Origin of the sequence: Salinirubellus litoreus, from assembly GCF_037335815.1 — an archaeon.
GTDB classification, from domain to species: Archaea; Halobacteriota; Halobacteria; order Halobacteriales; family Haloarculaceae; genus Salinirubellus; species Salinirubellus litoreus.
This window is the reverse complement of sequence record NZ_CP147841.1, coordinates 571,982-593,768: the sequence shown is the minus strand read 5'-3', so window position 1 is coordinate 593,768 and position 21,787 is coordinate 571,982. Positions and strand designations below refer to the sequence as shown.

21 protein-coding genes, 2 tRNA genes and 1 rRNA gene are annotated in these 21,787 nt (G+C 70.0%); 18 read left to right on the top strand and 6 right to left on the bottom strand.

The features are described from left to right. The first annotated feature begins 118 nt into the window (after positions 1 to 118). A 5S ribosomal RNA gene (gene rrf, locus WDJ58_RS02995) occupies positions 119 to 237 on the top strand. 358 nt (positions 238 to 595) lie between these two features. After that, positions 596 to 670, top strand: a tRNA-Cys gene (locus WDJ58_RS02990). A 431-nt stretch (positions 671 to 1,101) separates the two neighbouring features. Here WDJ58_RS02990 and WDJ58_RS02985 read toward each other — a convergent pair. Continuing rightward, complete coding sequence (locus tag WDJ58_RS02985; protein WP_338916143.1) at positions 1,102 to 2,253, bottom strand: hypothetical protein; 1,152 nt, start codon at positions 2,251 to 2,253, stop codon at positions 1,102 to 1,104. A 669-nt stretch (positions 2,254 to 2,922) separates the two neighbouring features. Between WDJ58_RS02985 and WDJ58_RS02980 the strand changes: the two genes are divergently transcribed. From WDJ58_RS02980 to WDJ58_RS02970, 3 genes are all read left to right on the top strand, one after another. Continuing rightward, positions 2,923 to 3,993, top strand: a complete 1,071-nt coding sequence (locus WDJ58_RS02980) for a hypothetical protein (protein ID WP_338916142.1) — start codon at positions 2,923 to 2,925, stop codon at positions 3,991 to 3,993. Between the two features lie 108 nt (positions 3,994 to 4,101). Next, on the top strand, positions 4,102 to 4,587 hold the full coding sequence (locus WDJ58_RS02975) for a dihydrofolate reductase (RefSeq protein WP_338916141.1): 486 nt from the start codon (positions 4,102 to 4,104) through the stop codon (positions 4,585 to 4,587). Positions 4,588 to 4,752: 165 nt separating this feature from the next. Next, on the top strand, positions 4,753 to 5,766 hold the full coding sequence (locus WDJ58_RS02970; protein ID WP_338916140.1) for an NAD(P)-dependent oxidoreductase: 1,014 nt from the start codon (positions 4,753 to 4,755) through the stop codon (positions 5,764 to 5,766). A gap of 89 nt (positions 5,767 to 5,855) precedes the next feature. Here the strand turns inward: WDJ58_RS02970 and WDJ58_RS02965 are convergent, their stop codons facing one another. Further along, on the bottom strand, positions 5,856 to 6,224 hold the full coding sequence (locus WDJ58_RS02965) for a hypothetical protein (RefSeq protein WP_338916139.1): 369 nt from the start codon (positions 6,222 to 6,224) through the stop codon (positions 5,856 to 5,858). Positions 6,225 to 6,468: 244 nt separating this feature from the next. Further along, on the bottom strand, positions 6,469 to 7,602 hold the full coding sequence (locus WDJ58_RS02960; protein ID WP_338916138.1) for an acyl-CoA dehydrogenase family protein: 1,134 nt from the start codon (positions 7,600 to 7,602) through the stop codon (positions 6,469 to 6,471). 236 nt (positions 7,603 to 7,838) lie between these two features. Between WDJ58_RS02960 and WDJ58_RS02955 the strand changes: the two genes are divergently transcribed. After that, a complete protein-coding gene (locus WDJ58_RS02955) occupies positions 7,839 to 8,672 on the top strand; it encodes a DUF4386 domain-containing protein (RefSeq protein WP_338916137.1) in 834 nt (277 codons plus the stop codon). Then, the gene (locus tag WDJ58_RS02950; protein ID WP_338916136.1) at positions 8,672 to 9,778 is read left to right on the top strand and encodes an NAD(P)-dependent alcohol dehydrogenase; all 1,107 of its coding nucleotides are present in this window, start codon (positions 8,672 to 8,674) and stop codon (positions 9,776 to 9,778) included. Before WDJ58_RS02955 ends, WDJ58_RS02950 begins: the two co-directional genes overlap by 1 nt. Before the next feature lie 252 nt (positions 9,779 to 10,030). Here the strand turns inward: WDJ58_RS02950 and WDJ58_RS02945 are convergent. The 3 genes from WDJ58_RS02945 to WDJ58_RS02935 all read right to left on the bottom strand — a co-directional run bounded on the left by WDJ58_RS02945 (position 10,031) and on the right by WDJ58_RS02935 (position 11,200). Beyond that, positions 10,031 to 10,104: transfer RNA gene (locus WDJ58_RS02945), tRNA-Lys, on the bottom strand. 183 nt (positions 10,105 to 10,287) lie between these two features. Further along, positions 10,288 to 10,947 carry a DUF7119 family protein gene (locus tag WDJ58_RS02940; RefSeq protein ID WP_338916135.1) on the bottom strand — a complete coding sequence of 220 codons (660 nt, stop codon included), beginning with the start codon at positions 10,945 to 10,947 and terminating at the stop codon, positions 10,288 to 10,290. 73 nt (positions 10,948 to 11,020) lie between these two features. Beyond that, entirely contained in the window at positions 11,021 to 11,200 is a 180-nt protein-coding gene (locus WDJ58_RS02935; RefSeq protein WP_338916134.1) for a hypothetical protein, read from the bottom strand. A 329-nt stretch (positions 11,201 to 11,529) separates the two neighbouring features. Here WDJ58_RS02935 and WDJ58_RS02930 point away from each other — a divergent pair, with 329 nt between their 5' ends. The 11 genes from WDJ58_RS02930 (at position 11,530) to WDJ58_RS02880 (ending at position 21,781) form a co-directional block, all read left to right on the top strand. Continuing rightward, on the top strand, positions 11,530 to 11,859 hold the full coding sequence (locus WDJ58_RS02930) for a hypothetical protein (protein ID WP_338916133.1): 330 nt from the start codon (positions 11,530 to 11,532) through the stop codon (positions 11,857 to 11,859). Positions 11,860 to 11,968: 109 nt separating this feature from the next. Further along, positions 11,969 to 13,771, top strand: a complete 1,803-nt coding sequence (locus WDJ58_RS02925; RefSeq protein ID WP_338916132.1) for a nitrite/sulfite reductase — start codon at positions 11,969 to 11,971, stop codon at positions 13,769 to 13,771. Positions 13,772 to 14,075: 304 nt separating this feature from the next. Beyond that, positions 14,076 to 15,059: an NAD(P)-dependent oxidoreductase gene (locus WDJ58_RS02920; protein ID WP_338916131.1), complete on the top strand. Its 984-nt coding sequence runs from the start codon at positions 14,076 to 14,078 to the stop codon at positions 15,057 to 15,059. 25 nt (positions 15,060 to 15,084) lie between these two features. Further along, positions 15,085 to 15,588: a hypothetical protein gene (locus WDJ58_RS02915; RefSeq protein ID WP_338916130.1), complete on the top strand. Its 504-nt coding sequence runs from the start codon at positions 15,085 to 15,087 to the stop codon at positions 15,586 to 15,588. Next, complete coding sequence (locus WDJ58_RS02910) at positions 15,585 to 16,148, top strand: thiamine pyrophosphate-dependent enzyme (RefSeq protein ID WP_338916129.1); 564 nt, start codon at positions 15,585 to 15,587, stop codon at positions 16,146 to 16,148. Before WDJ58_RS02915 ends, WDJ58_RS02910 begins: the two co-directional genes overlap by 4 nt. Before the next feature lie 75 nt (positions 16,149 to 16,223). Next, a complete protein-coding gene (locus WDJ58_RS02905) occupies positions 16,224 to 17,234 on the top strand; it encodes a DUF4129 domain-containing protein (RefSeq protein ID WP_338916128.1) in 1,011 nt (336 codons plus the stop codon). Beyond that, positions 17,231 to 17,866 carry a DUF7269 family protein gene (locus WDJ58_RS02900; protein WP_338916127.1) on the top strand — a complete coding sequence of 212 codons (636 nt, stop codon included), beginning with the start codon at positions 17,231 to 17,233 and terminating at the stop codon, positions 17,864 to 17,866. The genes WDJ58_RS02905 and WDJ58_RS02900 overlap by 4 nt, the downstream gene beginning before the upstream one ends. Beyond that, complete coding sequence (locus WDJ58_RS02895) at positions 17,859 to 19,196, top strand: DUF58 domain-containing protein (protein ID WP_338916126.1); 1,338 nt, start codon at positions 17,859 to 17,861, stop codon at positions 19,194 to 19,196. Before WDJ58_RS02900 ends, WDJ58_RS02895 begins: the two co-directional genes overlap by 8 nt. After that, positions 19,193 to 19,792 carry a DUF7519 family protein gene (locus tag WDJ58_RS02890; RefSeq protein WP_338916125.1) on the top strand — a complete coding sequence of 200 codons (600 nt, stop codon included), beginning with the start codon at positions 19,193 to 19,195 and terminating at the stop codon, positions 19,790 to 19,792. The genes WDJ58_RS02895 and WDJ58_RS02890 overlap by 4 nt, the downstream gene beginning before the upstream one ends. Before the next feature lie 146 nt (positions 19,793 to 19,938). Then, the gene (locus WDJ58_RS02885; RefSeq protein ID WP_338916124.1) at positions 19,939 to 20,886 is read left to right on the top strand and encodes an AAA family ATPase; all 948 of its coding nucleotides are present in this window, start codon (positions 19,939 to 19,941) and stop codon (positions 20,884 to 20,886) included. Between the two features lie 619 nt (positions 20,887 to 21,505). Next, on the top strand, positions 21,506 to 21,781 hold the full coding sequence (locus WDJ58_RS02880; protein WP_338916123.1) for an ArsR/SmtB family transcription factor: 276 nt from the start codon (positions 21,506 to 21,508) through the stop codon (positions 21,779 to 21,781). Positions 21,782 to 21,787: the final 6 nt, after the last annotated feature.

Sequence of the window (21,787 nt, the reverse complement as noted above, 5' to 3'; positions counted from 1 at the left end):
ATCGGAAACCGCACGGTACCCGCACGAAGCGGGTCCAGGCGCTAACTGGATCGCACGTCACACACAGTGTCTGCCACCGACTATGGACTCGCCACGGTTCGACTCCGTGGGTCGGCGTTAAGGCGGCCAAAGCGGCGGGGAAACACCCGTACCCATCCCGAACACGGAAGTTAAGCCCGCCAGCGTTCCGGCGAGTACTGGAGTGCGCGAGCCTCTGGGAAAACTGCCTCGCGAGAGCGAGGGGCCAAGTGCGGGGCGAGGACCCCGATTCGGAACCACGCAGGGTTCGTCCCGGTGGATCCGGAAACGGGTCTGTCGACCCCCGAAACTGGTGGTTCGCCGCCTACCACTCATACTTCATTCATCACACGAAGAGCGGCCGCACCGCGCCGCTCGTACTCATGCCCGACCAGTGGCGACACCGGTCGGGCACTCGTCGTTTCAGCGAGCAATAGAACGATGAGGACGGTAGCCCCGGCTGGCTCCACGCCGGGTCCGTCCACTGGCGTGGTCGGACTGCCGTGGCGGCCTCGGGTGACGACGTGAACCCGTACCGCTACGCTTAAACGAATCTCGGCGCTAGAGTCGAGCGCGAGCCACGGTGGCAGAGTCCGGCTTACGCGGCTGCCTGCAGAGCAGCTATACCCCGGTTCAAATCCGGGCCGTGGCTTGAATCTCTACGTGTAGAGCCTCTCCTCTCTCGTACTGATGACTTCGGGCTCTCGGAGACGGGAAAGAGACGAACCCGAATTCGCCCGACGAGATCGGGGTGGGCATGAGGTAGTCCTCCAGTACGCTCAACGAGTTCGGTCAGGTTTCTGTTCTGATCGAGCCAGGGGAGAAGGACGACCTACCGACGACTCGACGAGCATCCGTCTCGGGGACGGGGTCCCCGAGGTCTGTCTCGAAAGCGGCCACGACCATGGTGTCGCGTACACGGGTAATGTGTTGTATTCAACGTCGGAGATCCAGCGTCTCATCAGTGTCAATCGGGAGGCTACCCGAGCTGTTGGCGCCGCCGTCGTTCTCGCCCAGTTGCGACTCGTCGTATCGGTCCCAGGGTCAAATGTAGGTGTACTCAGTCGCGCACTCGGTCCCGGGTCAGAGCCAGTTGTTGGGGTGGTCGGCCGTCTCGACGCGGTGCCCGTTGCCGTCGAAGATGCGGCACTGCTGGGTGCCGAACCCGTTTTCGTCACCGCATATCCGGTACTCGTGCTTGGCCCCCCGGTTCGTCTCGGTCAGCCAGACGTGCCACGGGCCCGTGGCGTTCGAGGGATCGACGAATTCCAGGTTCTTCTTCGACCGGACGAAGTCGTGTTTGCCCCCGTCGAAGTCGGGACCGCGCGCCGCCGCATCCGGGCCGATCTTGATGACGTAGTAATGATCGAGCCCCTGGGTCGCGTCCTCGAGTTCGAGATTGTCGATGGTCGTTCCGCCGAGATTCCCATTGTTCCGGAACGCCGCTGCTCCCTCACCCCCTGCGATACAGGTCGGGTTCTCGAACTTGCAGTCGTTCCAGTTCCCCGAGAGATCGAACGCGTACTCGCGGAAGATACCGAGCTGGATGTTACGGACGTAGTTATCCTGGAAGGAGACGCCCCGGGGACTGACAGCCTTGATACCGATACGGGGGGTGTGGTGCTGGCCGCCGAACACGTTCGACTCACACCAGCGGTTGCCGATCTCGGGCTGATAGACGATGGGGAACTCCCTCGTCGTTTGCGGGAGGTATTCGTTGAAGTTGACGTCGATGCCGCGGATGAACCCGGTGGCGTTTCCGGTGTTCGCCCAGACGCCGCCGTGGAGTTCGAAGCGTCCGCCCGCGATCTGGCCCCCTACGTTCCCCGTACAGTCGTTCGTGAACGCCCAGCCCGAGCCCGTATACTCGACGATTGCACCGGTGGCGTCGATGATGACTGGCAGGCGCCGCGGGGGTGACCCGGTCGCGGGCGTGTCACTCGCCGAACTGAACTTGACACCTGTTCCCATCGACCAGGCCCCGCGGACGTCGATACACGGCCGGCCGTTGTCGATCGCGGCCCGAATCGCCTCGCCGAGGCCGGGGCGGGGGTTCTCGATATCGTTGGAGCCGACGAGTTTGGTGTCCCACGGACCGCTGGTCGCGCCGGAGCTACTGGAGAGCCCTGCGAGAACCGTATCGATCGTCTCGAAGTTCTCGTTGAGCGGGACGTGCCAGTCAGTCGTTCCCATGTCCGGCCGGTGCAGGCCGAAGGTGTCGGTTGGGTCAGGCATCGGTTTGAGTAGGGGTAGTTAATTCAAATTCTTTCGTACCGGAACAAACTGTGAAACGGCCGTGCCCCGACGCGAGTCACGAGCGAGGCCGACTGCGACACGGCCGGTCTCGACCGTAAACTGGAGATGTTCCTCGACGAGGCCCGGAGGAGACGCTCCGAGCCATCCGGTCCAGCGGAGTGTACGACGCCGAGAACGAGCGCGTCCGCATCGGACGGGTTCGAACAGCGAAGGATGTCGCCACCGGGAGCGTCTCCGGATTGCATACGGCTGGATCGTTCGGAAGCTTCGCAGCTCTCCTATGTGGGGGTCATCGAGACGTTTCAGCCGAATACCGTCTGGAACACGACGAGTACCCACCGCTCCGACGAACTGTCGTTCGAGGTGGCCGACGGGATGTGCTAGCTATCACCGTTTTCAAACGACCACGGTGTCACGCTTCACGGGCACTCGCTCGACGAGAGCGAGCGGACGCTATCGAACACGATGTCCTCGCCGAGCTCACGACGGCGGGCGAGCCCGACCAACCCCGTTCATGATTCCGATCACCGCTCGACCGGTCGCCGGGCCGAGAGGCGGTCGTTCACGGGGCGATCACGTCGGGGACACGGAGGCCTCGCGGGAGCGTGAAAAGTAACGACTATACCCGGCGATTCCATGGTCCCGACTATGCAACGACGAGTCGCGGCGATATACTTCGCGTTCTTCCTCCTCATGGGGGCGAGCGCGTACTCCGTCATCGCCGTCGCCGAGGAGCCCGCCATCGACGTGGCGGGCCAGTCCTACGGACAGGGCGATACGTTCACCGTCGATGAGCGCGAGTACGTCGTGGGCAACCTGAGTGCCGGCAACGCGAGCGGGGGCGAGGGCGCGCCCAGCGGCACCCTCATGTGGACCAACGAATCGGCGCAGTTCACGGCGACCGTCGCGAACAACACCACGGTCTCCCCGGTCCGGCTGTCGTTCTCAGACCAGGAGGCCTACTACGCGGCGACCCTCGCCGAGGGCGACACCGTGCAGTTCAACGGGAGCGAGACGACCGTCTCCATCCCGGACGTCGAGTCCCCGTCGAACTTCTCGCTGGTGCGGGACGGGAACGCGACGGCCACGTTCGCGTCCAACGATACGTTCGTCTACCGGGGGAACGCGACCACCGTCACGGAGGTCACGGCCGAGGAGGTCCGACTGGAGTGGGGTGACGACTACCGGGTGCTGACCCCGAACGAGACCGATCCGAGCTCGTTCCGGATGGTCCAGCAGTTCAACGTGAGCCAGCGGCTCTCGGCCGATCCGGCCGTCGAGAACCGGACCGTCACCCGCGACGACGGCCAGCGGTACGTCGTCTTCGCGTCCAACGGCACCACCCGGCTCCTCGGCGAGTATCTCCCCGCCCCCGACGTGGGTCAGATCCAGGAGGGTGACTCGCTGACCTTCCGGAACAACGAGACGACCGTGGCGAACGTGACTGCGACGGGTATCGTCCTCGAGTGGACCGGTCCGCAGACGAACACCATCGAGCTCAGCGAGGGAGCCAACGTGACGCTGAACGGCCAGCAGCGCGTCGTCCACTTCCAGGGCGACTCGGTGATCCTCTCCCAGGAGGTCGTGGGATACCAGGAGGACCTCGGCCGCCAGGACTACTTCACGGAGCGACAGAACGGCCTCTGGGGAGTCACCATCCTCTCGGGTCTGGCCGCGATGTTCGTCATCGTCTTCGCGTACCTCCCCGTGCGGGGCTGATCCGGACGCCCCCGTCCGTACCGACCTGCGGACCGTCCGGCCGTCCGCGGTCCGTTCTCCCTCGCCGCTTCTCACCGATTTATTCCGTCCGGGATCCAGGTGTGGGGTATGGAACTGGCCTCGGTCGCGGCGGTCGCGGAGAACCGCGCCATCGGGAAGGACGGCGAGCTCCCGTGGGACTCCCTGAAGGCGGACCGGAAGCAGTACCGCGAGCGCGTCTCGGGCTCCCCGGTCGTCCTCGGGCGACGGACGTTCGAGTCGATGCTCGACGACCTCCCCGGCTCCGCGCAGGTCGTCATGAGCCGGTCCGAACGGGAGTTCGATGTCCCGACGGCCCACCACGCCGCGAGCGTCGAGGAAGCCATCGAGGTGCTTGCGACACTCGGCGCGGAGGTGGGGTACGTCCTCGGCGGCGCGGAAGTCTACCGTCTGTTCCAGCCGCACCTCGACCGGATGTACCTTAGCCGGGTCCCGGGGCGCTACGAGGCCGACAGTTTCTACCCCGAGTTCGACGAGGCCGAGTGGCGGCTCGTGGGGACGACCGAGTACGAGGGATTCACGCTCGAGGAGTGGCTCCGCAGGGACGAGGACTAGACCCCCGTTCGTTCGAGCCTTGGGGTTCGTTCGGTCCGTCGGGCACGGGGTCGAAGTCGGAAGTTCCCGGGAGTTCCGACTCGTCGGCGTCACCCGGACCCTCGCCGCGGGGCGTCGGCGATCGATCGGGGAAAGATAGTTGTCGGGGGGTACCCGTGAGGGAGCATGACGTGGAACGTGCTCACGCCCCGGCCGCTGCAGGAGGCCGCCCACGAGGTGCTCGACGACTTCGCCGAGGTCACCGTGACGACCGAGTACGCCGACGGGGCGGCGCTCGACGCCGACATCGACCGCTTCGACGCGATCGTCGTGAAGTCGCTGTCGCTCCCCCGCGAGCGGCTCGAACGGGCAACGAACCTGAAGCTGGTCACCCAGTCGGGCGTCGGACTCGACCCCGTCGACGTCGACGCGGCGACGGATCTCGGCGTCCTCGTCTGTAACGTCCGCGGGGCGAACACACGGGCCGTCGCCGAGCACACGCTCGCGTTCGTCCTCGCGATCCGCAAGGGGCTCCGCATCGCCGATGCGGACGTCCGGGAGGGCGTCTGGGAGAAACACGGCTACCTCGCGCCCGAACTGGAGGGCGATACGCTGGGCGTGTTCGGCTGTGGTGACGTCGGGAGCCTGGTGACGCGGCTCGCGGCCGGGTTCGGAATGCGTCCGATCGCGTACGACCCCTACAAGACGTCAGAGGAGCTTCCCGGGAGTGTCGAGGCCGTCGGGAGCGTTTCCGAGCTGTTCGGGATCGCTGACGTGGTCTGTCTCCACGCGCCGCTGACCGACGAGACGCGGGCTGTCGTCGGCGGGGCCGAACTCCGGGCGCTCGGCGAGGACGGCATCCTCGTCAACACCGCGCGCGGCGGCCTCGTCGACCACGACGCCCTCGTCTCGGCTCTCGCTTCGGGGACGATACACGGTGCCGGTATCGACGTGTTTCCCGAGGAACCGGCCCCCGAGGACGACCCGCTGTTCGACCTCGAGAACGTCGTCGTGACGCCACACAGCGCCGGCTCGACGCTGAAGTCCGTGCCCGCGAAGGACCGCGGCGCGGCCGAGAACGTCCGGACCGTCTACGAGGGCCGTATCCCGGAGACGACGGTCAATCTGGACGGGGTGGCCCTGCGTTCGGCCTACCGGGGCGAGATACCGGACCACGCCCGCGGCCCGGACCCGTTCTGATCCGCGACCGTCGGCGCTCCCTACTCGACCGGCGACGGTAGCGCCTCTATCGGTATCGACGGTATCGACGATACTTGCGGTGCCCCCGATCAGAACACGCTGAGACCGAGCACGATCAGGTTCCACCCGGTCACGAGCACGCCGACCAGGGCCAGTCCGAGCGGGACACCGATGGACTGTGGGTCGGGTGCGAGCCTGGCGACCCCGTAGGCCCCCCCGACGGTCGCGCCCTTCAATCCGAGCATGGCGCCCAGCCCGTGTTCCCGAAGCAGCGGCGCGACCACCGGCCCGGCCTCGACGACGCCGCGCATCGAGAGCCCGACGTGCGTGGTCACCAGGTCTCCGACGCAGAAGAACACGAACACCACGATCCAGAGCCTCGTTCGCACGGCTCCGAGCCGCTCCTCCCGGATGGCGGCGCGGACTCCCCCCGTCAACCCCCCCTCGACGTTGCTCATCCACGTCGTAGTTACCTCCCGTCAATAATAAATCCTATATAAAATTTGGCCTCGAATCGAGCTGTGAACAAGGCTTCCCCTCGTCGGGACCTCGGGGTCGCCGCCGGGGGCGTCTCGATTCCGGCGTCGCCACTCCGGGGAATCATAGGGGTTATCGTCGTTACTCGTACCGTCTCGTTCCAGGGCCACGCCGCCCGACCCGTATCAGCGAGCCGAATCCTCCGGCCGGCTACTATAACCCCTATCAGTCGTCGATTTCGAGTGCGTCGCCGCCGACCTGCTCCAGGGCCTCCTCGCCCGAGGGCGGGTGCATCGGGCCGGCCTGGACGTCCCGGAAGTACCGCTCGAAGGGGAGCGACGGGGAGATGCCGGCCCCGCCGGCGATCCGGAGGGCCTCGCCGGCGGCGTCGATGGCGGTGTTCGTCGCGAACTCCTTGGCCGCCACGATCCGGGGGACCTGCTCCCCGTTCCGTTCCGGATCGCCGGGCCAGCCTTCCGCCGCGGCGAGGAGGAACGACTCGGCGGCCCGAAGCCGCGAGTCGAGGTCGCCGACCTGCCGCCTGATCTTCGGGAGGGTGGCGATCGGCTCGTCCAGCGCCGTCGGGGTCCGCTCGTTCGCGTACTCGACGAGCGCGTCCCGGGCCGCGAGCGCCGTCCCGAGGTAGGTCGCCCCGACCAGGGCGAGGAACCAGCCGCGGTCGGTGTCGGGGCCCTCACCGCGGATCAGGACGTTTCCCTCGGGGACGACGACGTCCTCCAGGTGGAGGTCGTGACTGTCGCTCGCGCGCAGGCTCAGAGCGTCGCCCCACGTCTCGTCCCATCGGAGCCCGTCGCGGTCGCCCTCGACGAGGACCTGTGCGGGCTCCCCGCCGAGGTCGAGCCGGACGAGCAGGTGCGTGAGGTGTCTCCCGCCGGTGATCCAGGTCTTGTGCCCGTCGATCCGGAGGCCGTCGCCGGTCGGTTCGGCGGTCGTCTCGTAGACCTGTCCGTGCGAGGGACTCCCGAGTGCGGGCTCGCTCGCGACGGAGTTCAGCAGCGCGCCGTCCGCGGCGGCCCGGAACAGTTCCTCTCGATGCGCCTCCGACCAGACCCGATGTTCGCGCTCGGTCCCGACCAGGTGGAGGTTCATCGCGGCCACGAGCCCGGTCGAGGCGCTCGCCTTCGAGAGTTCGAGGTGGGCCGCGACCGTCTTGCGCATCGACGCCCCCCGGCCGCCGTACTCTCGGGGGACCGTGAGCCCGAGGTAGCCGCTCTCGGCGAGCGCCCGCACGTCCGCTTCCGGGAGACTGCCCTCGCGGTCGGCCTCGGCGGCCCGGTCCGCGATCCCCTCGGCGAGGTCGCGCGCCATCGCGACCGCCTCGCCGTCGTTCGTTCCCATACCACCGGCTCGGAAGGTGGCGGCTTGATAGTGTCGACGAGAGGACGGCACGACGATCGAACCGGCGACGGCTCTCCGCGGGCACACTCGCTGCCGTTCCGATAGACGGGCGGCCGGTTCGGTTTCGGATGCAGGGACCCGCCGGAGCGCCCCCGTGATCGCCCGTATCCGGACGTATCCGGGCGCGACGCGAAGGGTTATCTCCGCTGACGTCCAGAAATACGGCCAGTATTATCATGGACGATAGTAACGAATACGCCGGCGAGAGTCGACCCCTGGCGGGCACGCCCGCCGGGACGACGCCTGCCGGGGCGACGGCCGCCGGAGGTTCGGTCCTCGAGTCGAGTGATTCACGGACGGGACTCGGGGCGAACAGGCGGACGGCGAGGATCGCGGGGCTGCTCTACCTCGTCATCATCGTCACCGCCGGGTTCAGCGAGGGATACGTCCGTGCTACCCTCCTCGTTCCCGGGGACGCCGCCGCGACGGCCGCCAACATCCTGGCCTCGGAGGGGCTGTTCCGTCTCGGGATCGTGAGCGACCTGGTCGCGTTCTCGGCCGACGCGGTCGTGGCCGTACTGCTCTACGCCCTCCTGCGGCCGGTGAACCGGACGCTCGCGCTGATCGCCGCGACGCTGCGGCTGATCGCACACCCCGCGATCGCGAGCCTCAACCTGCTCAACCAGTACGCGGCCCTGCTGCTCCTGACCGAGGGCGAGTACCTGACCGCCTTCGAGCCGGTCCAGCTACAGGCGCTGGCGCTGTTCTTCCTCGACGCACACGGCTACGGGTATCTCGTCGCCGGCGTCTTCTTCGGGCTCCACCTCCTCGTCCTCGGCTACCTGCTCTACCGCTCCGACCTCTTCCCGGCGGTGCTGGGCGTCCTGGTGGTCGTCGCGGCCGTCGGGTACCTGATCGAGAGCCTGACGTTCTTCCTGCTCCCCGGCTACGAACCGATCGCCACCTCGATCGTCCTCCTGACGGCCGTGGTCGGCGAGGTCTCGCTGGCGCTCTACCTCCTCGTGCGCGGTGTGCGGGGCCGGCCGGCGACGACGGGGGTGACCGACTGATGGCGGGGACGACAGCCACGGATCCGGGGGTGACGGCCCTCGGAGCGGGAGGGAACGACGGGACGATGCGGGCGATCGTGCGTTCGAGATACGGAGGTCCCGACGTGCTCGAACTCGCGACGGTCGAACGGCCGACCCCCGCGGCCGACGAGGTGCTGATCGCGGTCCGTGCGGCCTCGGTGAACGCGGGTGACCGACATCTCATGCGGGGGTCGCCGTTCCTCGTCCGGCTGATCTACGGCGGGATCACGCGGCCGAGATCGGGGCCCCTCGGCGTCGACGTCGCCGGACGGGTCGAGGCCGTCGGCGAGGCAGTGACGCGGTTCGAGCCGGGTGACGAGGTGTTCGGCGACCTCTCCACGTCCGGGTTCGGCGCGTTCGCCGAGTACGTCTGCGCGCCCGAGGACGTGCTGGCGTCGAAACCGGCCGGCGTCACGTTCGAGGACGCGGCGGCCGTCCCGACCGCGGCGGTCGCCGCCCTCCAGGCGCTCCGCGACGAGGGCGGGATACGGGCCGGAGAGCGGGTCCTCGTCAACGGCGCGTCGGGCGGCGTGGGGACGTTCGCGGTCCAGCTCGCGAACTGGTTCGGGGCCGAGGTGACCGGCGTGTGCAGTACGGCGAAGGTGGAGCTGGTGCGTTCGCTCGGGGCCGATCACGTCGTCGACTACACCCGGGAGGACGCCACCGAGAGCGGACGGACGTACGACCTGATCGTCGACACCGCGGCTTCGCACTCGCTCTCGGCGTACCGTCGCGCGCTGCGCCCGGAGGGTCGCTACGTCATGGTCGGCGGACCCACGAGCCGATTCGTCCGAACCGTGGTCTTCGGTCCCCTGCTGTCGATGACCGGGACGAAGCGGCTGACGAACCTGATGCTGCGGACGAATCCGGAGGACCTGGCGTTCGTCGGCGAGCGCCTCGTGGCCGGTGATATCACCCCGGTGATCGACAGGGAGTACGAACTGACGGACGTTCCCGAGGCGATCCGCTACCTGGAAGCGGGACGTGCCACGGGGAAGGTGATGGTCGCGGTACGGGGGCCGAACGAAGGAGGGGACCTCGCGGCCACAGCCGCGAGTGATCGGTCGGAGACGAGTGCGGCATAGACGGCCACGCTCGTGGCCCGTCGGAGTTCGAAATCCCGTCGGCGTTCGCTCTCGATGCTCGCCGTCGCTCGCACACGAGAAGCGGGCCGAGAGGGATATTGAACCGGAGCCGCTTCGTTCCCTTCGCTCACTCGCGGCAGGGTTCGAAATCCCTCCGGGCCGCTCCGCTCGTCACGTCCGTTCACGGCTCACTGCGTTCGCCGTTCATACGAGGCCCTCGCATCGCTCGGGCCTCGCTGTTCCTCGCAGGAGCGGGCCGAGAGGGATTTGAACCCCCGACCGTCTGGTTAAAAGCCAGACGCTCTGCCGGACTGAGCTATCGGCCCTCACCGGGAGGTGAGAGCGGTCCGGGGTAAACGTTTACGACTGTCCCTGGGGCGTGCATCCCCCAAGCGCGGCGCAGTGGCACCTACACGGAATCGACCCCAGGAGTGCGCCCGGAGCAGATTCGTCGGCGGGCTGTCGGTCGTAGGGCCTCGAGTCCCACGATGGTCACCTCGTCTGGGCGGTCACTCCTCGCTGTCGAGGTACGTGTCGACGGCGTCGGCGAGCAGATCGTCGGGTTCGGCGTCCTCGACGGCGGCGGCCCGGCGGAGCCGTCGGTAGGTCCCCGGTGGGAGTCGCACCTGCATCTCGCCGAGCCTGACCCCCTCGGCGAGCAGCGCCTCCTCGACGGTCTGGTTCTTGTTCACCCGCGAGACCACGGCGCGTATCTCCCGCACGGTGAGGCCGTGGTCGAGGGCGGCCCACGCGAGCGTGTAGCGGGCCTCGCCGGTTAAGCGGGCGATGTGCTTGGCCGCCGTCGGGGCGATGCGGCCGGTGGCGACGTACCGCCGGATGGGTCTCGGGAGGTCGTGGACCCGCGCCCACTTGCGGATGAACGAGACGGTCGCGTCCTCGTCGGCGCGTTCGGCGGCCGCCTTGTACGAGCCGATGCCACGGACGAGCGCGGCACACGCGGCCGCCCCCTGGAGGACGTAGACGTTGTCGGTCCCGTCGGCGGAGCTGCCGGCGAACGCCCTGACCGTCCGGGCGGCCGCCTCGACGCTCTCGGGGTCGTCCGGGTCGAACCGGGCCGCGTGCTCGCCGGCAACGTCCGGATCGCCACGGATGACCGGTTCGCCGACCGGCGACTCCCGGTCGGTCGGCGGTCCGTCGGCGTCCCTCATCGTCACGGCGTACGGCGACTCCGGATAAAAGCTTCCCGTCCCATCTCGGGGCCTCGCGCGTCCCGTCCGTCGGTCACGGCTCGCCCACGCCGGCGATCGGGGCGTCCTCCTCGCCGTCGGCTTCCACGTCTGTCTCGCCGTCCGTCCCGGATCCGCGACCCTCCGAGAGGTGCTCCCAGACCTCAGCACAGCCACAGCCGTCCTCGACGCCGTCGAGGTGGCTCGTGTCCACCCGCTCCGGTTCGTCGGTCACTCGTCGTCACCCTCCCAGTGGAGCTCGGGTGCGACGTCGGCCGGGGCGTGCTGACGTGCGGATCGTTCGTCGTCGTTCACACCGAACCGTAACCGGGCGGCGTGCATAAGGCCGCCTTCACCCGCAGTACGTACCGACGGACCCCGGAACCGGACCCGGTTGCCGCTTTCGCGCTCGCCCCATACGGTCGGGTCCTCGCCGCTCCGAGCGCGGTAGTCGCCGCTCTCCCCGCCGTTCTCGTCGCCGGGCGGTGTCACCGGATCTGATGACACGCGGCGAGTCCGGCAGGGACCATCGGATACAGGCCCCTTCGACCTCTCCGTGCGGTCGTGGTCACCAGCGTCCACCAGCTCGACGACGGGGCCTGGCTGAGCGTCGACGACTCCCGGGAGGTGAACGTCGGCGACCTCTGGCCGATCGTCGGCGGGTTCTGTAGCTGTTCCGTGACTGACCTGCTCGCCGAGGGATTCGTCGAGGTGTCGGTCGACGGCCGCTCGGTCGAGGCGCGCGTCGCCGGCCAGTGCATCCGGTGTGGAGAGAGCGGCGTCACCGACTGGCTCGAACTCGGGCGGGTCGTCGACGGCCGGTTCCGCCCCGTCGACCCCACGAGCGTCCACCTCCCGGCTCGCAGGACCTGCTCGCCTCCCGTCCCGGAGTAGGCCGCCCCCGGTCGACCCGCGCCCCGGCAAGGGCTTCCGGTTTCGGGAATCACCGGTGAGCATCGACGCGACGGGTGGGGGTTTGTACGGGGCGGGCGTCTACCCGCGTATGCCGAGCAAGGTCGAGGGCTGGAAGGACGAGGTCTACGGCGTCGAGGTCCGTGACCGTCTCTTCGAGTTCGCCGAGCAGGGATGGGAGTCCATCCCGGAGGACGAGCGCGACGCCTGGTTCGAGCGGTTCAAGTGGTGGGGGCTGTACCACCAGCGGAAGGGCCAGGAGTCGTACTTCATGATGCGCATCGGGACGCCGATGGGCCGGATCACGCCCGCCCAGCTGCGGGTCGTCGGCGAAGTCGCAAACGAGTACGCCACCGGACCCGCCGAGAACCCCGAGTTCGGGGCCGCCTACTGCGACTGGACGACCCGCCAGTCGATCCAGCTCCACTGGATCCGTCTGGAGGACGTACCCCAGATATTCGAGAAGCTGGAGGACGCGGGCCTCTCGACCATCCAGGCCTGCGGTGACTCCTGGCGGAACATCGTCGGCTCGCCGCTGGCCGGCCGCGACGCCGGGGAGCACCTCGACGTCTGGCCGGTCGTCCAGGAGCTCCAGTCGGAGTTCAAGGGCAACCCCGCCTACTCGAACCTCCCGCGCAAATGGAAGGTCTCCGTCACCGGCGACACCCGGGGAGCGGGTCAGGGCGACATCAACGACCTCGCGTTCGAGCCCGCGACCAAGGAACTCGACGGCGAGGAGGTGAAGGGGTTCAACGTCCGCGTCGGCGGCGGCCTCGCGCGCAAGGAGCCCCGCTTCGCCCGCGACATCGACGTCTTCTGCCGGCCCGAGGACGTGACGGACGTCTCGGCCGGGCTCTCCGCGCTCTTCCGCGACCACGGCGACCGCGAGGACCGGTTCAACGCCCGCATCAAGTTCCTCGTCGACGAGTGGGGGACCGAGAAGCTCCGGGAGGTGCTCCAGGAGGAGTACGTCGACTACGAGCTTCCCGCCGCGGGCGAGGACCTCAGGGAGGGGTACGACTACAACGCCGGTCGCGCCGACGCCCGCGGCGACTACGTGGGCGTCACCGAGCAGAACGACGGGACGTACGCCGTCGGCCTCTCGGTGCTCGTCGGCCGGATGGGTGCCGCCGACGTGATCGAACTCGCCGACCTCGCCGAGGCGTACGGCTCCGAACTCGTGGGCATCACCCAGCGACAGAACCTCATCGTCGCCGATATCGAGGAAGACGGCCTCGATTCGTTCCTCGACGAGCCCCTGGTGGAGACCTACTCGCCGGACCCGCACCCGTTCATGCGTGGCTCGATCGCGTGTACAGGTACTGAGTACTGCTCGCTCTCGATCGTCGAGACGAAGAACCGGATGGTCCGCTACGCCCGCTGGCTCAAGGAGAACGTCGAGGTGCCCGAGGGCGTCGAGGACTTCCACGTCCACCTCTCGGGCTGTACGGCCTCGTGTGCCCAGCCCCAGATCGCCGACATCTCCCTGCGGGGGATGAAGACCCGCAAGGACGGCGAGCCGGTCGAGGCGTTCGACGTCGGGCTCGGCGGCGGCCTCGGGGAGGACCCCCGGTTCGCCGACTGGGTCGAGATGCGTGTCGCCGCCGACGAGGTCCCCGGGTACATCCGGAACCTCCTCCGGATCTACGAGGACGAACGCGAGGAGGGCGTTGTTCCGGAGGAACAACGAGGGCGAGACGGCGAAGCCGTCGAGCGAGAGTCGTTCCGCGACTTCGTCGAGGCGCGCGACGCCGAGGACCTGGAGGGGCTCGCCGACCCCGAGGAGACCTCCTACGAGGACCCCTACATGCACAACACGAAGATGACGTGGTACCCCTACGCCGAGGACGACGGGATGGACGCCAGCCCCGCGCCCGCCCCGGCGGACGACTGATACGCCCCCGGGCCGGGATCCGTTCTCCCGATCGGGGGAACCGGGCACCACCGAAGCCCTCGCCCTTCGAGTCCGCCGACGCTCCGGTCGCCGACCGCCGTGGCTCGGGCCTCTCCGGCCGACCGCACCTCTCGATCCGTTCCGGTGCCCGTCCGCCGTAGAGGGCGGGTTCTCACGAGCCCCCTCTTGACTCCGGGCTCTCGCGAGAACCCACACGCTGTCCGCGGCGTGCGACGATTCACGACACGCGGGCGGTCGTCCCCACCCGAGCACTCAAGCCACCCACAGGCGAGTGTCGTTCCACATGTACCGGGGCGTACTCGACGAGGACATCCACCCGCGGGAGCTGCTGCTCGAGGTCGTCGGCGACCGGATCGAACTCGACGTCGGCATCGACGCCGACGAGGACTCGACCGCGGAGCGTCTCGCCGGCGCAGACGTCGCGTTCGTCACCTCGCGGGTCCCCATCACCCGGGCGGTCATCGAGGCGACCGACCTCCGGATCGTCGCCAAGATCGGGACCGGAATCGACAACGTCGACCTGGCGGCCGCCCGGGAGCACGGCGTCGCCCTCACCCACACCCCGGGTATCAACGCCCTCTCGGTCGCCGAACTCGGTCTCACGCTGCTGCTCGCGACCCGGCGGCACGTCGTCGCCAGCCACCGGGCGCTCGAGGCGGGCCGGTGGCGCGACTCGGTCCCCCTGGGGACGCAGCTCTCGGGGACCACCGTCGGGCTCGTCGGTCTCGGTAACGTCGGCCGTCGGCTCGCCTCGCTCCTGCGGGGGTTCGACGTGGAGGCGCTGGCACACGACCCCTACGTCGACCGCATCGAGGGACAGCCGGTCCACGCCGAACTCGTGGACCTGGAGACGGTTCTGTCGCGCTCGGACTCGGTCGTCGTGACCGCGGAACTGACCGACGAAACCCGCGGAATGATCGACGGCGAGGCCCTCGCACGGATGGGCGACGACGCCGTGCTCGTCAACGTCTCGCGGGGGCCGATCGTCGATCCGGACGCGCTGGTCGACGCGCTTCTCGCCGGTGAACTCCGGGGGGCGGGGATGGACGTCCACGCGACCGAGCCCCTCCCGCCGGACTCGCCGCTCCACGACTTCGAGAACGTCGTCCTCACTCCCCACGTCGGCGGATCGACCGAGATCGCTCGCGCGGAGAACGCGCGGACGCTCGGGGTCAACACGCTCGCGCTACTCGACGGCGACCCCGTCCCGGAGCGATACGTCGCGGTGCCTCCGCCGAAGAACGACTCCCGCGAGGCGAGGGACTAAGCCACCCTCTACCGTGCGGTGGGTCATGACGTGGCACGAGGGGACGACCGAGGCGCTCGGGGACCGCGACGTCGAGGTGGTCGCGTACCTCCCCGACTCGGTGGTGGCCCCCCTCGTCGCGACGGTGGAGGAGGACGACCGTTTCGAGGCCATCCCCGTCGCACGCGAGGAGGAGGCGATCGGGATACTCTCGGGGGCGTGGCTCGGCGGGAAGCGAGGCGCGCTGGTCTGTCAGACCAGCGGGCTGTCGAACACGCTCAACGCCGTCGGGTCGCTGAGCAAACCCTGGGGGCTCCCGTTCGTCGGTATCGTCTCCCGGCGCGGTGACCTCGGCGAGCACAACCTCGCGCAGGTGTCGGGCGGCTACGGGATGCCGCGGGTGCTCGACGAGATGGGCGTCCGCAACAGTTCGATGGCCGCGGGGACCGACGTCGGCCAGGTCGTCCGACTGGCCGCCGACACCGCATTCTCCACCGAGGACCCGTACGTCCTGATGGTCGAGACGACGCTGACGGGGGGCAAGCCGTGACCGCCGATCAGACCGCATGCACCGCGGCCGTCCTGGAGGAGACGCCCGACGCCGCGGTGATCTCGAACGTCGGGACCGCGTCGTACCACCTGACGGCGCTCGGCGACCGGGCGCGGAACTTCCCGCTCACCGGCGCGATGGGGGTGACCACTCCGGTGGGGCTCGGGTTGGCACTGGCGACCGACGAGCAGGTCACCGTCCTCGACGGCGACGGGTCGATGCTGATGTCGCTCGGGGCGCTCTCGACCGTCGCCCGCCTCGACCCCTCGAACCTGGTCGTCGTCGTGATGGACAACGCCGCCTACGAGACCACCGGTGGCCAGACCACGCTCTCGACGGAGGTGGACTTCGCGGGGGTGGCCCGCGACTGTGGCCTCTCGGCCTGGAGCGCCGACACCGACGAGGCGTTCCGCGAGGCGTACGCCGAGGCGGTCGCGGCCGACGGCGCGGGCGTGGTCGTCTGCGAGGTCGCCGCCGAAAAGCCCGACGAGTACCCGCCGCTCGACTACGGCCACTCGTACGTCAAACACCGGTTCCGGAGCGAGTTCGTCGACGGTTGACCGGGAGACGACCGGGCGTGTCGGGGGTTTTCCGCCGAGGAAAGGCTAAACCGCCGCCGCCGTTTACCGGGTGGTGTGAACCGTATCGTCGCGGTCGTCCTCGCCCTCCTGGCGGTGCTGGCGCTCGGCGCGGCCGCCGCCACCCTCGACGACACCGCGACCGCGGGTGGGGCCGGCGGCAGCGGGAGCAGTAGTGGTGTGGGGGTCGGCGACGGCGACCGGTTCGACCTCGGGGGCGTCAACCTGACCGAGACCGGGACCGCCCCGACGCTCCCGGACGTCGTCGGGCGGGTGGTGGCCGTGCTCCTGCTGGCCGTCGCCGCGTTCGGTCTGTACGCCTTCTACCGCGAGCACGGAATCAGGGGGTTCCTGACCGTCACCGTCGGGACTGTGACCGTCCTCCTCCTGCTCTACCTGCTGTTCCGGGGGCTCGGCGGCGGGATCGATCTCGGCGGTCGGTCCGGCCTCCTCGGCGGTCGGGAACCGACCCTCCCCGGCGGGGCCCCGGTCGGCCCGGAGTCGAGCGCCCTCTCGGTGACGGAGCCGCCGACGATGCTCCTCGCGCTGTTCGGCCTCGTCCTCCTCGGCGGTGCGGCGGTGCTCCTCCGGCTGACCGGCGACGACGTCGTCGAGCCGACGCCCGAGGAGGATGCCGCTCCAGCGCCGGACGTGACGGCCGTCGGCCGGGCGGCCGGGCGCGCCGCCGACCGGATCGAAGCCGACGAGAACGTCGAGAACGCCGTCTTCCGCGCCTGGCGCGAGATGACCGGGGGGCTCGACGTCGCGAACCCGGCGTCGAGCACGCCCTCGGAGTTCGCGGCCACGGCCGTCGACGCCGGGATGGATCGCGAGGACGTGACCGAACTCACGGAGCTCTTCGAGGCGGTCCGGTACGGCGGGCTCGACGCGGACGACAGCCGTGAGCGCCGCGCCGTCGACGCCCTCCGGAACATCGAGCGGACGTACGCCGACGCCGAGTTCGACCTCCCGGAGGGGGGTTCGGGGGCGTCGACCGACGGACCGGGCTCGGGACGGGGGCGTACGCGAGGGACGGGGACGGGCGGGACGGGGGGTGACACCGCGTGAGCGGCCGGGCGGTGTTCGCCGCCGCCGGCGTGGCGACGGTCGTCGCCGGGCTCGCCGTCGCGCTGCGGCCGTCGCTGGCGGCCGGCTTCGCGCCCACGTACCTCGCCGTGACGCTCGTGGGTGTTCTCGCGCTCGTGCGGTCGGGCGGGGCGGCGCTGGCCCGGTTCCGCGGCGAGCGCCGGCAGGCCGACCCGCCCGAGGTCGAGCGCCGGCGGGTCTTCCCCACGCCGGGCGCGGAGTTCGACGGGACGCTCGCGTCGCTCCCCCGCCGTCCCGGGCGGTCCGCGGACCGACACCGGGCGGCGGTCCGGTCCGACCTCCGCGAGGTGGCCGAGGAGACGCTGGTCCGCTACGGCGGGCTGACCCCGGAGGAGGCGACCGAGCGGATCGAGGCCGGGACCTGGACCGACGACGTCCGGGCGTCGTCGTTCTTCGCCCCCGGGGCCGAACGAAGCGTCCCGATCACCGAGCGGGTGCGTGACGCCCTCGGCGCGAAGCGGGCGTTCGTTCGCCGCGCGAGGGCGGTCGTCGGTGCGCTGGCGGTCTACACCCGATCCGATCGATCGGCAGGCGCATCGGGCGACGACGGGAACGGGATCGGTCGGGACCCGACGGCCGACGGCGATGAGTGAGTCCCCCGGTCCGAGGAACCAGCCCGCCCCCGACCGGCGGGCGTCGCCCGGCGAGACGCTCGACCGGGAGACCAACCGCTGGTACGGGGTGAACGCGCTCTCGCTCGCCGCCGGGGCGCTCGGGGTGCTCCTCGGCCGCCCCGGGCTACTGCTGGTCGCCGTCGTCGGCGTGGCGTACGGCGGGCTCGCGCTGGCCGCCCGCCCGCCGGACGTCCACGTCGAACTCTCCCGCGAACTCGACCGACACACGGCCGCCCCCGGGGATCACGTCCGTGTGACGGTCACGGTGCGGAACGCGGGCGACTCGCTGCTAGCGGACCTCCGTCTCGTCGACGGGGTCCCGGACGCCATCGACGTCGTCGAGGGCTCGCCCAGGACGGCGACGTCGCTCCGCCCGGGGAAGGCGGCCTCGTTCGCGTACACGGTCCGTGCGACCCGTGGCGATCACGAGTTCGACCCGGTGACGGTCCTCGCGCGCGGGTTCAGCGGTGCCATCGAGCGCGAGACGGCCGTTCACGCCCGCGGTGACGCCGTCCTCACCTGTACCCCACGGCTCGACGTGGGCGACCCTCTCCCGCTCCGGGCGCTGACGACGGGCTTCACGGGGCGGGTCGTCACGGACACGGGCGGTCCGGGGACCGAGTTCCACGCCGTCCGGGAGTACCGACCCGGCGACCCGCTCTCGCGGATCGACTGGAAGCGGGCGGCCAGAACGGGCGAGTACGCCACCCTGGAATTCAGACGCGAGCGCGCGGCGACCGTCGTCCTCCTGGTCGACACCCGGGAGGAGTCCTACCTGGCCCCCGACGACGAGGCCCCCTCGGCGGTCGAGCGGTCGGTCGCCGCCGCGGGCGAGCTGTTCACCTCCCTCCTGTCGACGGGCGACCGGGTCGGCCTCGGCGCGTTCGGGCCGGGAGCGTACTGGCTCGCCCCCGGAACCGGTAGCGAGCACCGCACGCGGGCCCGGCAGGCGCTCGCGACGGACGAGGCGTTCGCACCGGTCCCGCGCGACGTCCCCTTCTTCCCCGGACTCGAACTCCGACGGCTCCGGCGGCGACTCCCGGCCGACGCGCAGGTGGTGCTGTTCTCGCCACTGTGTGACGACTACGTCGCCCGCGCCGCCCGGCGGCTCGACGCCTACGGTCACCTCGTGACCGTCGTCAGCCCGGATCCGACGACAGAGCGGACGGTCGGGGAGAGCCTCGCCCGGCTCGAACGCCGGCTCCGGTGTTCGCGACTCCGCGAGGCGGGCCTCCGCGTCGTCGACTGGTCCGCCGACGAGCGCCTCGGAGCCGCCGTCGAAACCACACGGTCGAGGTGGTCGGGGTGAGCCGCGGTCGGCAGCACGAGCGCGGGAGGGGGACAGGAGCAGAGGTGCGGGAGGGGAACGGCGTACCGGATGCGGCCGACCGTTCGGGTGGCGGTGAGGTCGAGACGGTACGGCTCGATCCCCGGCCGTCGCGAACGGGGACGGCGCTCGCGGGGCTGGTCGGTCTCGTCGCCCTGGCGGCGCAGGCCCCCGCCGGGCCCGCGGTCGCCGTCGGCGGGGTCGGCCTCCTCGCGCTCGTCGGCGGTCTCGAACGCGGCCTGCGAAAGCTCGTCTCGCTCGGGATTCTCGGGCTCGTGCTCGGCGTCCTCGTGGCGGGGGCGGTCGGCCTCCCCGCGGAACTCCTGCTCGTCTCGGCGGCCGCCAGCGCCGTCGCGTGGGACGTCGCGGACCAGGCGATGAGCGTCGGGACGCAGGTCGGTCGCGGTGCCGACACCACACGCGCCGAACTCGTCCACGCCGCCGGGAGCGCCCTGGTCGCCTCGGTCGCCGTCGTCGTCGCCTACCTCGTCTTCAGGGGCGTCGCCGGCGGGCCGGTCCTCGCGCTCGCGCTGCTCCTCGCCGGCGCGGTCCTCCTCGCGTCCATCCTCAGGGGATAGCGGATCGCTCCCGTCGCCAGTGAACCCCTCCGCTCCCGGGCCATCGACGGCTCGGTCTCCGGGGATACCGGCGTTCGGAACTGCCGTGCCTCGGGATGGGGGACGGCGACCGTCACGCCTAACCGACCGGATGCCGTCCCCCGAACATGGACGTTTCCGAGGCGAACGACGCCTGTACGGCGGTCCTCGAGACGATCGAGGAGTCCGTCATCGCCGACCGCGGCTTCCTGGAGACGGTCCTCACGGGCGTCGTCGCGAAGGGTCACGTCCTACTCGAGGACGTCCCCGGGACGGGCAAGACGCTCACCGCCCGGAGCGTCGCCACCGCGCTCGGGCTCTCCTTCTCCCGCGTGCAGTTCACGCCCGACCTCCTGCCGACGGACGTCACCGGCTCGAACGTCTACAACGAGCGCGACCGGACGTTCGAGTTCCGCGAGGGGCCCGTCTTCGCGAACGTCGTCCTCGCCGACGAGATCAACCGCGCGCCACCGAAGACCCAGTCCGCCCTGCTGGAGGCGATGGAGGAGGAGCAGGTGACCGTCGACGGGACGACCCACGCCCTCCCGGACCCGTTCTTCGTCCTCGCGACGCAGAACCCGGTGGAGTCGGAGGGGACGTTCCCGTTGCCCGAGGCGCAGGTCGACCGCTTCGCGATCAAGACGGCCGTGGGCTACCCCGACGAGGATGGGGAGGTCGAACTCCTGCGGCGGCGTGCGGCCCGGAGCGAGCGGTCGCCCTCGCTCGCCCCCGTCCTCGGCCCGGAACAGGTGCTCGCGCTGCGGGAGACCCCCGAGACCGTCCGCGTCGATCCCGACCTGCTCAGGTACATGGCGCAGGTGGCCCGGGCGACGCGGCGCGATCGCCGGGTCGCGGTCGGCGTCTCGCCCCGCGGCACCCAGCGGCTCTTCGAGGCCTCGCGGGCCCGGGCGGTGATCGTCGGCCGCGAGTACGTCACCCCCGACGACGTGAAACGGGTCTCGGTCCCGACGCTCGCTCACCGGCTGGTCCTCACCCCCGACGCGAAGGTAGAGGACGTCCGCAAACGGGACGTCGTCGACGCCGTCCTCGACGAGGTACCCGTTCCGACCCTCTGAGCGCTCCGGACTCCCCGCCGCATCGAGTTCCCGTTTCCGCGAGCCGCGGGCTCTCCCGACCCCTGCCCGGACCGGAGGTCGGCGAGCGTTCGATTCGAGACCGATCGGTGGACCTGGTCACACGGTCCGGAACACGGACTCGTCACCAGCCGTCGACGGCAACCCGGGGCGGATTTCGGTGTCATCTCGGCCAACCCTCTTCCGTGGTCCGGACCTCCTGTCGGGCGGAGGACCGCTGACGTGGCCAGCAGAGATCGGTACCGGGGGGACGAACGCGGGGGAACGTTCGACGAGCGCGGGGAAGCATTCGGGCGGATCCGGTCTCCCTCCGCCGTAGTAGGAGTTGGGCTCGTGACCCCGGTGACACTCGCCGTCGTGTCGTTCGAGGGTGGGGGGAACGTGTGGCGCGCGGCCCGAGTGTGTCCTGCGGATCCGTACCCATCCGTGACATCTCGAACGGCTGGCACGGAGGTAGTCCCCGCTGACGACCGATTCGGACCCGTGCTCTCGACTACCGACGCCCCCTGCTTCGCCCGGTCGGGCGGCTCTCCCGCGGTGCGGTCCCGGCAGAGCTCCCACACCGGTGCGCTTACGTGGGTAGTGCGAGTGCGTGCGAGCGATGGAGGCGGTCCTCTGGTACGTGTTGACTGGGACCCGGGGCGGGCCGAACCGCATCCGGCTCCTCCGGGCGGTCGACGAGCGACCCCGCAACACGAACCAGCTCGCCGAGGACCTCGACCTCCACTACAAGACGGTCCAGCACCACCTCGACGTGCTGACCGAGAACGACATCGTCAGGGCCAGCGGCGACGAGTACGGGGCGATATACCTCCCCACGTCGCGGGCGCGCAACCACTGGGACGTCGTCGAGGCGATCATCGAACAGGTGGAGTGACCATGA